Below are 13,880 nucleotides of genomic sequence, written 5' to 3'. Positions count from 1 at the left end.
CACAAAAAATGATCCAATAATAATTAAAATTGATTGATTTTGAGGATTTTATCATTAACCGCCTTGCAATAAATTGACAAGGCTAAAAGAAAGCATAAATCGGCTAAAGCGATTATTGTAGATTTAATTATTGTTTCCTTATAAATGGATCATTATTTTATGGATAACTCTTAAGAGTTTAACGATCGAATATTCTTTCCTGTTATAGAGGAAAATTAGAATAAAAATTACCAATAATAAATATTCTTGAAACTAACAACCATTAACCATCAACGATCGTTCGTAATTCCTAATCCTTAGTTGTTAAAATAGATTAACTTCACTATTTCATTTTTATAGTTATTCGCTAATTTGTCCTATGGTTAAAATTGTAGTTGGATTGTCAGGAGGAGTAGATAGTTCCGTAGCCGCCGCTAGTTTACAAAGTCAAGGTTATGAAGTAGAAGGGTTAACTCTTTGGTTAATGAAGGGTAAAGGACAGTGTTGCTCTGAAGGAATGGTTGATGCGGCCTTTATCTGTGAACAATTAGGGATTCCTCATCATATAGTTGATACTCGTGATCTTTTTCAGACTCATATTGTAGATTATTTGGTATCAGGATATGAAGCAGGAGTTACTCCTTTACCGTGTTCTCAGTGTAATCGAGTGGTTAAGTTCCCCCCAATGCTCGAATATGCTCAAAATTCTCTCGGTATTGATAAAATTGCCACAGGTCATTATGCTAGAGTCCGATATGATGAAAACACCCATCGATACCAACTGTTAAAAGCGATCGATGATACGAAGGATCAATCTTATTTTCTTTATGATCTTACTCAAGATTTGCTATCCCATTTGATTTTTCCCTTAGGAGAACAAACGAAAACGGAAACGAGGGCAATGGCTAATAAATTTGAACTAAAAACTGCCGATAAACCTGATAGTCAAGATTTATGTCTTATTGAAAGTCATGGTTCGATGAAAGACTTTTTAGATAAGTATATCCAACCAAAACAAGGGCATATTGTCGATTTAGAAGGTCATGTACTAGGTTCTCATGAAGGAATACATCACTACACGATCGGACAAAGAAAAGGCTTAGGAATAGCTTATGCTGAACCTTTGTATGTGGTAAAATTAGATCCCGTTATGAATCAAGTTGTAGTAGCAACTAGAGATCAAGGAGGACAAACCGAGTGTACTGTTAGTCGCATGAATTGGGTTTCCATCGCACCGCCTGAAAATCCTATTAAAGCAGAGGCAAAAATAAGATACCGTACTCCTCCCAAAACTGTAAATGTCATTCCCTTAGATAATCAACGAGTAAAATTAATTTTTGACGAGCCTCAATTTGGTGTTACTCCCGGTCAGGCCGCCGTACTATACCATCAAGATATAGTTTTAGGTGGTGGTATAATCGATCGAGCTTAATTAGGGATTAGGGGTTAGGAGTTAAGAGTTAGGATAGAAGAAAAAATATTCACTCTTCATTATTCGTTATTAAGATCACTATATAATATTCTCAATGAAGAAAAATTAATTTTAACCTCTAATTGAAAAAAGCGATCGCAGTGCTAGAAACTAAGTTAACATCACATCAAGATAACTCCTCTGTTAAGCCCGTTTATCCCATCTCGAATCATCATCTCGATCTTAAGACTATTAACAACAATCTTGCTTTAGCTAATGCTCAAGATATTGTGGCGTGGGCAAATCAAGAATTTAACAAAAATTTGGTGATGAGTACCAGTTTTGGCATTCAGGCAGCGGTGATGTTACATCTAGTCACCCTTGTAATTCCTAATATTCCCGTTATTTGGATTGATACCGGTTATTTACCAAAAGAAACTTATATTTTTGCACATGAATTAACAGAAAGACTTAATCTTAATCTGAAAGTCTATCAATCAGATCTTTCTCCAGCCAGAATGGAAGCAATTCATGGTACACTTTGGGAGAATAAAGATCTCGAATCCTTGAACTTGTACGATCGAATCCGAAAAGTAGAACCGATGCAAAGGGCATTAAAAGAATTGAATGCAAAAGCATGGTTAGCAGGTTTAAGACAAAACCAAACAGAATTTAGACAACAATTAAGTTATGTGAATAAACAGGGAAATCAATATAAAATTCTTCCCATACTGCGATGGAGTTCTAAAGATATTTATGAGTATTTGACCAAGTATGATTTGCCATATCATCCTTATTTTGATCAGGGTTATGTATCTGTAGGAGATTGGCATTCAAGTCGTCCTCTCACGATGGATGATGGTGATGAAAGAGATACCCGTTTTCATGGTATAAAACAAGAATGTGGTTTACATCTACCTACTACTAATGAGGAAGCACAAAGCCTCGATTCTAGCCAACTTTAACAATTAACAATTAAAAGTCTCCCCTATTCATTATTCATTCGACTTTCAACCTTATTCACTAATTTATGAGCCTAGATACTGCTACTTTACTCGTATCCTGCCCCGATCGACAAGGTTTAGTGGCGAAAATCGCTAATTTTATCTATTCCAATGGTGGTAATATTATTCATGCTGACCATCATACAGATTTAGAAGCAGGTTTATTTTTATCTCGTATTGAGTGGCAATTACAAGGTTTTAATTTGCCTAGAGAGTTGATAGGTGCTGCATTTAACTCGATCGCACAACCGTTGGAAGCAGATTGGCAACTACATTTTTCTGATACTATTCCAAAAGTGGCGATTTGGGTAAGTCAGCAAGATCATTGCTTGTATGATTTATTATGGCGTATTCAAGCCAAAGAATTAAAAGTAAAAGTTGGTTTAATTATTAGTAATCATGAAAAATTAGCTAAAATTGCCGAACAATTTGGTATTGAATATCATTATTTACCTATTAATAAAGAGAATAAAAAAGAACAAGAATTAAAACAACTAGAATTATTAAAAAAAGCGGATATAGACTTAGTTATATTAGCAAAATATATGCAAGTATTAACATCAGATTTTATTAAAGAATTTCCAAATGTTATTAATATTCATCATTCTTTTTTACCTGCATTTGTAGGAGCAAAACCTTATCATCAAGCCTATAGTCGAGGAGTTAAAATTATTGGTGCAACCGCTCATTATATTACTCAAGATTTAGATGCGGGGCCTATTATTGAACAAGATGTAGTTAAAATTAGTCACCGAGATACTGTGGAAGATTTAATTAGAAAAGGTAAAGATTTAGAAAAAATTGTTTTAGCAAGAGGAGTGCGATTACATTTACAACATCGAGTTTTAGTCTATGGAAATCGAACTGTAGTTTTTGCTTAAATTAATCTATTAATAATGAATTTCCCACAAATTAATGAAAAATTAAACTAAAATTTGTGGTTTAAATCGAAGGATGAACCAAGAATCTATTATGATAGATAGGGTATATTTATATGACAAATTAGATTAAAGTGAGTAAGACTAACTTAGAGTTTTTAGCCGATACAGATCCAGCGATCGCTGAGATTATTGCTAACGAGTTACAACGTCAAAGAGGACATTTAGAGTTAATTGCTAGTGAAAATTTTACTTCTCCTGCGGTAATGGCTGCCCAGGGTTCGGTTTTAACCAATAAATATGCAGAAGGTTTACCGGGTAAACGTTATTATGGTGGTTGTAAATTTGTAGATCAAGCCGAAGATTTAGCTATAGAACGAGCAAAACAGCTATTTGGTGCAGAAATGGCCAATGTTCAGCCCCATTCAGGCGCACAAGCTAATTTTGCGGTGTTTTTAACCCTCCTCAAACCTGGGGATAAAATTATGGGGATGGATTTATCTCACGGTGGACACTTAACCCATGGATCCCCTGTGAACGTCTCTGGTAAATGGTTCGAGGTGTGTCAATATGGTGTAAGTAAAGAAACCGAGCGTTTAGACTATGATCAAATCAGAGAAATTGCTTTAAAAGAGCGTCCGAAACTTATTATCTGCGGTTACTCTGCTTATCCTCGCATCATTGAATTTGACAAATTTAGATCGATCGCAGATGAAATAGGAGCGTATTTATTAGCAGATATTGCCCATATTGCTGGTTTAGTTGCCACAGGATTACATCCTAACCCCCTTCCTTATTGCGATGTAGTGACTACCACAACCCATAAGACATTGAGAGGCCCTCGTGGTGGTTTAATCCTTACCCGTGACGCAGAATTAGGTAAACAACTCAATAAAGCGGTATTCCCCGGTACTCAAGGAGGCCCTTTAGAACACGTCATTGCAGGTAAAGCAGTCGCCTTCGGAGAGGCATTAAAACCCGAATTTAAAACTTACTGTGAGCAAGTTATCCTCAATTCCCAAACCTTAGGAAATCAATTAGTTAAAAGAGGGTTTAAGTTAGTTTCTGGTGGTACAGATAATCACCTCAACTTAGTGGATTTACGATCGATCAGTATGACTGGTAAAGTGGCAGATCAGTTATTAGGTAAAACCAGCATCACAGCGAACAAAAATACTGTCCCCTTCGATCCTGAATCTCCTTTTGTTACCAGTGGCTTACGTTTAGGCTCTCCGGCAGAAACCACTAGAGGCTTAAAAGAAACTGAATTTACCGAAGTTGCTAACATTATCGCTGACAGACTTTTAAACCCAGAAGATGAAGCAGTAAGATTAGATTGTATTAAACGTGTTGAAACATTGTGTGATCGATTCCCCTTATATCCTCATTTAAGAATTCCCGTACACGCTTTAGTATAATTTCTCTGTTATTAAAAGTGAAAAAGTCCCTCTTTTTTGAGGGATTTAATGTTTTATTTACAGACTAATGTATTGCTGTTATCATTTTAAATAATTTACTCAAGTTAACAATATTTGTGAATAAGGTTAATTAAAGCCTCTTTCTGGAAAGGTTTAGAGAGAAAATCTCTTGCACCTGTGGACTCTAATATATCTTCACTAATGTTAGTTTCACCACTAATTAAAATAATCGGTACAGATTTAAACACTGAACTACTTTTCAGAATTTGACATAGACGATTACCATTGATACCGGGCATAGAAATATCCATAACAATTACGTCTGGATTACTTTTAAACAAATAAGAAAGAGATTTCATAGGATCAGAAATGGTAATTAAATTATATTTATTTATATCTAAATAAGATTCAATTATTTCTAACATTGCTGGACTATCATCAATACACACGATCGTATATTTTTTTTGATTTGGTTTAACAGATGGATTTTTAATCGATTCTATTTCTGAAAAATTAGTCCATACTTTTTGAGGGATTTCTTGAGGAATTTGAGGTAATAAATTTAAAGGTGCTTTTGGAGGATGTAATTGTAAAATACCATGTTTAATATAAGTAGATAATAATTGTGCTAACTTTAATTCATCTTGTTGAATAAAAAAAGCTAATTCTCGAATACTTAAACCATTCATTAATCGCACTAATTGTTTTAAAATTTTAAGAGAAACAGTCCCTGAATAATTATATTTTTCTAGTATAGAAAGATTTGTACAAGTAGGTATTTGATGGGGAGAAACAATAGTTGGACTTAGTTTTTGCCATAACTGCCACCGATGATAAATCTTTTTAACTAAGGGTTCTACTTCTAATAAATGTTCAGGATTTATTATTTCATTTTCTGCCCATTTTAACGGTTTAATTTTTGGGTTCAATATTGATTCATTTTTGTGTTTACTTAGCCAAAAAAGTGATTCAATCGCATCTTCTGTAATCTTATTTTTTAACAATAATTTTTGCTTAGTAGTAATAAAACCACCTTTTTCTAATAGATTAATTTGCTGTTTTATATTATTTATATTATTAGTTAAAAAATCAAACTTAGTAAAGTTTTGATCTCCAATAGCTCGTAAATAATGTTTAATTGTATTTCCTGATTGTAAAGAATAATTAGCAAATTCTATTTTTCCATCTAATAAAAAAAGTTGCCAGAGAATGCCATTTTTATCAATGTCAATTTGACCGGTAGTTGCTGATAAACTTAGATCTTCAAATAAAGTAATGGGTTTTAACATAGTATTCATAATAAGTAATGAGTAATTAAAGATTTACAATTGGGAATGATTAATTTAGGTATTTTTACATCGAAAATAGATGTTAATTTTATTAATTAATTGTTTATTTTTCATGATTATTTATGGATTAAAACTTCTAAAGTATGTAATAATTCTTGTTCATTATAAGGCTTTGAAAAGTAGCCATTTGCACCTAAATTAAAAGCTAACTTTCTGTGTTTTTCATTGCTTCGAGAAGTTAACATAATAATAGGTAAATTTTTAAATTCTTTTTTACTTTTTAGTTCTTTTAGCAAACCATAACCATCAAGACGAGGCATTTCTATATCAGAAATTACAGCCTTCACCAATAATCCATTACATAATTTATCGACTGCTTCTCTACCATCTTTGGCTTCTTCTACTTGATAACCTGCTTTTTCGACGTTTAAAGCTAGATAGTTGCGTACGTTAATAGAATCATCTACAATCAAAATACGCTTGATTTGTTCTTGAGAATTAATATATTGATGAGGAAAATAATAATTTTCCGTAGAAGTTTGTAAACATTCTTGTATCATTTCGACTGGATCTACGAGGGGAATAACTCTACCATCTCCGAGAATAATTGAACTGTTAAAGCCTTTTGGTAAGGGAATAGGGCATTGTATCGGATACACCGTCACTTCTTGCTCACCCCAAACTCGATCGAGATACATACCACCTAATGTATCGCTTTCTCCGACTATCATCAAAGTAGTCTTATCGATTACAGGATTTCCTTTGAGAGGATTTGATTTATAAAGACGGTTAAAAGGTAAAGATTGTTCTATTTTAACTACAGGAATATTCTGACCATTCCAGACGGTTTGATCTCGATCGTTAATAATGGTAATATCTTCAGGACTAAAAGATTTTAGTTCTCTGATACTATTGATGGAAATAGCAAAAACAAGTCCTCCTCTTTCCAGTAACATAATTCGTAAAACCGATAAGGAAAACGGGATGTTAATAATAAAAGTTGTGCCAATACCTTCTTTGGTTTTGACTTGAATATCTCCTCTAATTTCTCTGAGGTTAGTGCGAACTACATCCATTCCTACACCACGCCCGGAAAGTTCTGTTACCTGTTCCTTTGTACTAAATCCGGGTTCAAAAATATAGTCAAGAATTTGGTTTTCTGACATTTTTTTGATTTCTTCTGGTAGAATACCTTTTGTTAAGAGACGATCGCCAATTTTCTTTAAAGAAATACCACCACCGTCATCTTCAATGGTGATGATAGTTTGATTTGCCTTGTTAGTAGCTGAGATAGTAATTTTGCCTTCGGAAGATTTTCCTCGTACAGTACGGATGTCGATGGGTTCAATACCATGATCAAAGGCATTGCGTAATAGATGATTCAGGGGTGAATTAAGTTTATCTAATACTGCTCGATCGATTAAAGTATTTTCTCCTTGAATATAGAGTTTAACTTTTTTTTGGAATTGTATTGATAAATCCCTTACCATTCGGGGAAATTGTTGAACGACATCGGCAAAGGGAGTCATTTGACTACGAGTAATATTTTTTTGTAATGCAGTAATTGTTTGATTTAATTCCCCCATGTCTTGGTTTATATCTAACAATCCTAATTGGATGTCGATGCTAACTTCTTTTAGTTGTACTATAGTTTCGATTTGTTCTTGAGATATGAGATGTAAATCTGTATAACGATCCATTTCAAGGATGTCGAATTTATCTGGCTGATTTTGTGTTATCACCGATGAAGCATTAGAGATAGTCGTTAAAGTTTTTGTTTCGGCTACTGTATTAATTAAACTTTCAATAGAAGCTCGATCGTACCATTTCTTTAATTGTTCTTGAGATTCTTCTAATTTAAACATTCTCTCTCCCATTAGAAAAGCGAAGTTTTTTAATTGTTCAAGTTGTGCATTAACAACATTTCGTTCGAGAATTAATTTACCGAAAAGGGTATTAAATTTAGCTAACTGTTTGGCAGGAATCCTTACCATTGTCATGGCTTCATTTGTTACTACCGGAGTTTTTGGTGATGGAGTTGTAATTGCTAATTTATTGATAGTTTGATTAGTTTCTAAAAATTGCAATTCTTGTGCTAAAAATTCCTCATCAATGTTATTCAATTCATCTTGTAACTTTGTTAAATCAAGATCAATGTTATTCAATTCATCTTGTAACTTTGTTAAATCAAGATCAATGTCATTCCAATTACTCGGATTAAATTCTTGCTCAATATCGGTAGGAAAAGAATCGATTTCTAATGTTGTGGATATTTTATCTAGGCTGCCCTCAAGAACTAAAGTATACGATCGCCGGCAAGTATTTAAAGCCTGTTGTGCGAAAGAAGATATATTATCAGGGAGAGTAACTAAAGTTTGTTGTTGGATAGCTTGACATAGTTGGGTTAAAACCTCGATATTTGCCATTTGACTAAATACCATCAATTCTTCCATGAGAATAATTAAATCTTCTTGTAACTCTTTAGGAGAGAGATTAATTATTTGGGTAGAAAAGTCATCTAAGAGACGATCGACTTCTTCTAAAAATAGCTCTAATTCAGTTCCAGTACCTTGATTGAGGGCAAAGAGGTTATTTTCATCATTTTCTTGCAAATCCCCTAAAAAGTACCTTAAATCCTCAAATATGGGATTAATTTGATTTTCTAAAAAACTGTCATCAATAATTGTCTCCTGCTGATATGAATTAATAATGTCTTTTAAAATATCTAAGGCTTTCAATAAAAGAGTTTGCACTTCATTCGTTATAGAGATAGAATCAGAACGAACCCGTAAAATTTTCAAAAAATCTTCTAAACGGTGGGCAGTTTTACTTAAGTGAGAAAATCTCATCATTCCAGCACCACCCTTGAGAGAATGTATCGATCGTAGGGCAATATCAAGACTGTGGAAATTGATAGAGAGATCATCTATTTGTAATAAAATTCCCTCAATTTGACATAAATAACTTTGTGCTTCATCCAAAAAATTAAGCCGAATTTGCGTTTCTCGATCCATTTCTTTTTACCATTAATTTTGATGAATAACTAGCAATACTTTGTTGAATTTCGTTGATAAAAAACTTTATTTTTCGACTAAACAAACTTTGCACCTTTGCGAGACTTAAATCCAAGCCAGCATAAACAGAAACTACTCAATCTTAAACTGTGCTACGGCGGACTGTAACTCTTGAGCAACTTGAGCGGTATTACGCATAGATTCTGACACCTCCTGAGAAGACTTCAGTCTTTCTTCAGAAAAACGGGTGATTTGTTGCATTAACTCCGTTACTAAAGCCGATGTATCCGTTTGTGTCACTGTTGCTTGAGAAATAGACTGCATTAAATCATTAATTCGTTGCGATCGCTCTAACACTGTTTCTAGGCGTTGTTTCGTTGCTTCGACTAAACGGGTACTATCAACCACTTGAGTCGTACCGACTTCCATGGCTTGGGATACCTCTTGAGTTTCTAACTGAATATTAGTGACAATTTTGGCGATTTCCTTCGTAGCTGTGGCGGATTGTTCCGCTAATGCGCCTACTTGTTCAGCTACAACCGTAAAACCTTGACCTTGTTCACCAGCTCGACTGGCTTCTACACTGGCATTAATCGCCAATAAATTAGTTTTGAGGGCAATTTCTTCAATTAAAGACACCACCTGAGAAATTTTCTGAGAAGATTCTCCCAAACGCTTTATTTTTTTGGCGGTTTCACCAACAGTAGTTCTCAAACTAATAATACTGGTAACGGTATCATCCATAACTTGTGTGCTTTCTTGGGTTTCTTTAAAAGCATCATCTGCTAGAGTCGCCGCTTGGTTAGCATTTTGAGCGACAATTTCGATCGACTTAGACATTTCTTGTACCGATTCCAAGGTGTGACTTGTCGCCTGTGCTTCTTTAATGGCTTGTGCTGTCAACTGTTGAATAGATTGTTCATTAGCGACTAAAGATGATCCCACTTCAGTTGTAGATTGTTTTACTTGAATTGCAATCTCTTTTAAGTTGTCAATAATAGCGTTAATTAAATCGGCAACGGTACTAATTTCCATCGAATCTAAACTAGCTTTTACGGTTAAATCTCCTTCTAAAGCGCCTTCTACTTCTTCAAAAAGTTGAGTAATTTCTGCTTCTAGTTTCTCTTTCTCTTTTTTCCTTTCTTGGGCAACAGTTTTTTGTTCGGTGATGAGGTTATTTACCTGTTTGACGAGATTATTGAAACTATCCCCCAATGTAAAAGTTTCTAATGTACCTTGTAGCTCAACTTGTACATCTAAGTTACCATCTGCTACTTGTTGAGCTTTATTGGTGAGGTTAGTTAAGGGTTGAGATAGTTGTCGAGCTAATAATACCACAAGTACTGTGGCGATCGCAGCCAGAATGATAGCAATAAAAGTCAGATTGAGTGCTAATTTCTGCCCTGCTCGAGCAATTTCAGTTTTTTCTACCGATGCAACCACTACTAGATCACTTTCTGGTACATTAAGGACATTAAAGATTCGCTCTTGAAGTTCCAAAGACAAAATTAATTCATCAGTGACTGTATTGCTGATACTGACATTAGAAATCCCATTTTTTCCTTCTAAGTTAGATATAATAACTTCTGGTTCTTCTGGGGAATCTGTAATAGAAGATTGAAAAAGACGAATTGCCTCAATCAGAGTCTCTCCTCCTCTTACTTCCCCTAATGCTTGAGCATCTTCAATAGTAAAAGTACTCAAAGCCTCTCCAGAACTGGCACTAACGACTTGCACCTCTTGAGATTCAGAAATTTTAACCTTCAAAGAATCAAAGATACGCTCGTTTAAATCTTCAATGGATTTAGTAACTTTGGTGATGCCTAAAAAGTTTGTAGAAATAGGATCTTTAATGGAGCGAATCAAGGTTACAAAAGCTGTACCTGAAGTTTCATCGAATTGTGGCTCTATTACTCTACGATTTTCAAAGGAAACAGAATCCCACCAATCACTATTATTTTGAACAAAACTACTCGATCGAGAACTATAATCAACGGTATAACCATTTTTTTCCGTCACCACAATATTATCTAATAACTCTCTACTCGTTATATTTTGTAAGTAGTCATTAATATTCTTTCTCTGTGATTCTGAAAGTAACCTTTTTTCATTGTAAGTTTGTTCTAAATCTTCTACAGATTTTGTCGTTAATTTTTCAGATTGTACTTTGTTGTAAGCGAATGTTAAGGATTCTGTTACTACGGGATTAATTTCGAGTAAGTCTGTCACCCTAAAAATATCTTCCATTGATTGACGAGTTGCTTCTGCCGCTAAACGCAGAGTTTGAATCGTGTCAATCTGTAATTTTTCTTTCGCTTGACGTTGAGTAAAACTAATAGCCACAGTACTTGCGATCGCCAAAGGAACAATTACGGTAGGTAAAATCGTAATTAATAATTGATTGCGTAAAGTACGTCGAGAAGATTGAGGAGTATTTTGAGGAGAAAATTTATTTTTTAAATCAGAGAATAGATCATTAATTATCTTTTTTCTCATCAGAGAATGAGATAAGGCTTGTTGATCTTGAATCAAATTTTCATTGTTAGATATAGTCATAATTACCTTCAATTTTGATTTAATATGTAATCGTGAGATTCCTTTTGTAAATGGGATGATTCGATCTGAGAAAATAACGTCGGTAAATCTAAAATTAATAAATCTTCTCCCATATCTTGAAAACCGCCTTTAAAGTAATTTTTTAAAAACATTGGGAGATCTTTTTTTGGTAACAAACTATAAATTTCTTCATCAGTACAAATTTCTTCAGAAATAACCCTCGTCACTCCTTGAATTTGATGCACTGCTATTCCTATCAATAAATCTGAGGACAATTCTTTTAAAACCACAACATGATATTGTCTTAAATAAGATGATAAGGGGGGTAAACCAATTAATTGTCCTAAGTCAAACACACAAAATACGGCTTCTCTGGAACTGATGAGTCCCATCATGGATAAAGGCATTTTTGGAATAGGTGTAATTTTTTCCCCTGACACTAATAAAGATTCTTGAATATTACCCATAGGGATTAAAACGGATAATTTATTAATACCAAAACGAAGATAACGATCGCCTTTGATTTCTGATGCTTGAAATAATTGAGGCAATAATTCTTGTAATCGAGAAATAGTTGAAGTGCTTGACATATCTAGGAAAGTTTCCTCCTGAAGGCTGACAAAAAGCCAAAAATTAACAAAAAATAACTGATTTTATTGATTGATAGATTCCACTGCATTAATTAATTCTTCTTTTGAACAAGGTTTCACTAAGTAAGCCTTTACACCTTGCTTTTTTGCCCAAAGACGATCGAGATCTTTATCTTTTGCCGTACAAGCAATAATAGGAATATTCGCTGTTGCTGGATTTTTTTTTAATTGCCGACATAAATCTAACCCTCCCATTTCTGGCATCATCCAATCTGTAATAATTGCATCAGGCTTATTCTCAGCAATTTTCGCTAATGCTTCTTGACCATTCAGTGCCGTAATTACAGAATAACCATCGGAAGTTAAATACTCACTAATTAACTCTAACTCTGATTTAAAATCATCTACAATTAAAATTTGCACGATTTAAAATTCATTTCTGCTTGTTTTCTAATTTAGAAAATAACATATTCTTCTGTACTTTGGCAACCATCAAACAATCTAAAATCTTTATCCATAAATCATTATTGAACTTTATTTTTTATGACTCATTTCAGACAAAACTCTTGAAAATGATTTTAAAAACATTTAAAATTGAATTTTAATAAAAATAAAATGAAGCAAAAACTTATGTTTTCTAAATATCTACGCCTTATCAGTTTAGGGTTAGCAGGTTTAATTATCGCTTTATTATTTTCTTTGAATTTTTCAGCAAAAGCACAACAGCCAAAAACTATTACTCTGGTTTCCTATGCAGTGACTCAAAGTGCTTACTCAAAAATTATTCCTCAATTTGTTGCCGATTGGAAAAAGAAAACAGGACAAGATGTCGTGTTTCGTCAAAGTTATGCTGGTTCTGGCACTCAAACTAAAGCCATTATTAACGGTTTAGAAGCAGATGTTGCGGCTTTAGCCTTAGCAGGAGATACAAAAAAACTAGAAAAAGCAGGATTAATAAAATCAGGATGGGAAAATAAAGCTCCCAATGGTGCGATCGTAACTAAATCCGTAATCACATTTATCACCCGTGAAAAAGGGATCAAACCCAAAAAATGGTCTGATTTAGCCAATGAAAATGTTAAAGTAATTACCGCTAGTCCAAAAACTTCAGGTGGTGCTCAATGGAATTTTTTAGGATTATGGGGTTCAATTGCTCTAAATGGTGGAACAGATGCCCAAGCTAAAGCATTTGTGGAGAAAATTTATCGCAATATTCCTGTACCTCAATTACCTAAAGATGCCAGAGAAGCTAGTGACGTATTCTATAAAAGAGGTAGAGGTAACGTCTTATTAAATTATGAAAATGAAGCAATTTTAGCCAAGAAAAAAGGTTCTCAAGTTCCTTACTATGTACCCACAGATTATAATATTTCGATCGATAATCCTGTGGCAGTAGTGGATAAAAACATTGATAAACATGGCACAAGGAAAATAGCAGAAGCCTTTGTCAAATATTTATTTACTCCTCAAGCACAAAGGGAATTTGCTAAAGTTGGTTTTCGCCCTGTGAATGATCAAGTTGCTAAAGAATTTGCCTCTGAATATCCGACGGTTAAAAAATTGGTGACAGTAAAAGATTTTGGCGGTTGGGGACAAATTCAGACTAAATTCTTCGCCGATAAAGCAGTTTTTGACCAAATTATCGCCAAACGATAATAATTGTATCCTAATTTATTTTGACAACAAGTAAAAATTATCTATAATGTAATCTGATAACACCCTTCACCACTAATCAATAGGA

10 protein-coding genes are annotated in these 13,880 nt (G+C 33.9%); 5 read left to right on the top strand and 5 right to left on the bottom strand.

The window, feature by feature from the left end; translation table 11 throughout:
- Positions 1 to 358: 358 nt before the first annotated feature.
- The 4 genes from mnmA to glyA all read left to right on the top strand — a co-directional run bounded on the left by mnmA (position 359) and on the right by glyA (position 4,690).
- Positions 359 to 1,411, top strand: coding sequence for a tRNA 2-thiouridine(34) synthase MnmA (mnmA, locus tag GM3709_RS16885; protein ID WP_066121465.1), 1,053 nt, complete (start codon positions 359 to 361; stop codon positions 1,409 to 1,411).
- Positions 1,412 to 1,611: 200 nt separating this feature from the next.
- Positions 1,612 to 2,355, top strand: a complete 744-nt coding sequence (gene cysH, locus GM3709_RS16880) for a phosphoadenosine phosphosulfate reductase (RefSeq protein WP_066122009.1) — start codon at positions 1,612 to 1,614, stop codon at positions 2,353 to 2,355.
- Positions 2,356 to 2,420: 65 nt separating this feature from the next.
- Positions 2,421 to 3,275, top strand: a complete 855-nt coding sequence (gene purU, locus GM3709_RS16875; RefSeq protein WP_066121463.1) for a formyltetrahydrofolate deformylase — start codon at positions 2,421 to 2,423, stop codon at positions 3,273 to 3,275.
- 131 nt (positions 3,276 to 3,406) lie between these two features.
- Positions 3,407 to 4,690, top strand: a complete 1,284-nt coding sequence (gene glyA, locus GM3709_RS16870; protein ID WP_066121461.1) for a serine hydroxymethyltransferase — start codon at positions 3,407 to 3,409, stop codon at positions 4,688 to 4,690.
- A gap of 104 nt (positions 4,691 to 4,794) precedes the next feature.
- Here the strand turns inward: glyA and GM3709_RS16865 are convergent, their stop codons facing one another.
- The 5 genes from GM3709_RS16865 to GM3709_RS16845 form a co-directional block, all read right to left on the bottom strand.
- Entirely contained in the window at positions 4,795 to 5,988 is a 1,194-nt protein-coding gene (locus GM3709_RS16865; protein WP_066121459.1) for a PleD family two-component system response regulator, read from the bottom strand.
- 107 nt (positions 5,989 to 6,095) lie between these two features.
- Positions 6,096 to 8,993 (bottom strand): hybrid sensor histidine kinase/response regulator, encoded by a 2,898-nt coding sequence (locus GM3709_RS16860; protein WP_066121457.1) that lies wholly within the window; start codon positions 8,991 to 8,993, stop codon positions 6,096 to 6,098.
- Between the two features lie 132 nt (positions 8,994 to 9,125).
- Entirely contained in the window at positions 9,126 to 11,549 is a 2,424-nt protein-coding gene (locus GM3709_RS16855; protein ID WP_066121455.1) for a methyl-accepting chemotaxis protein, read from the bottom strand.
- Positions 11,550 to 11,557: 8 nt separating this feature from the next.
- Entirely contained in the window at positions 11,558 to 12,139 is a 582-nt protein-coding gene (locus tag GM3709_RS16850) for a chemotaxis protein CheW (RefSeq protein WP_066121453.1), read from the bottom strand.
- Positions 12,140 to 12,202: 63 nt separating this feature from the next.
- Complete coding sequence (locus GM3709_RS16845) at positions 12,203 to 12,565, bottom strand: PleD family two-component system response regulator (protein ID WP_066121451.1); 363 nt, start codon at positions 12,563 to 12,565, stop codon at positions 12,203 to 12,205.
- A 204-nt stretch (positions 12,566 to 12,769) separates the two neighbouring features.
- Here GM3709_RS16845 and GM3709_RS16840 point away from each other — a divergent pair, with 204 nt between their 5' ends.
- On the top strand, positions 12,770 to 13,795 hold the full coding sequence (locus GM3709_RS16840) for a sulfate ABC transporter substrate-binding protein (protein ID WP_231937590.1): 1,026 nt from the start codon (positions 12,770 to 12,772) through the stop codon (positions 13,793 to 13,795).
- The last annotated feature ends 85 nt before the right edge of the window (positions 13,796 to 13,880 follow it).

The sequence above is a fragment of the Geminocystis sp. NIES-3709 genome (assembly GCF_001548115.1).
In the GTDB taxonomy this organism is placed as follows: Bacteria; Cyanobacteriota; Cyanobacteriia; order Cyanobacteriales; family Cyanobacteriaceae; genus Geminocystis.
The sequence above is the reverse complement of the archived record's forward strand: the minus strand, read 5'-3'. Positions and strand labels throughout refer to the sequence as shown.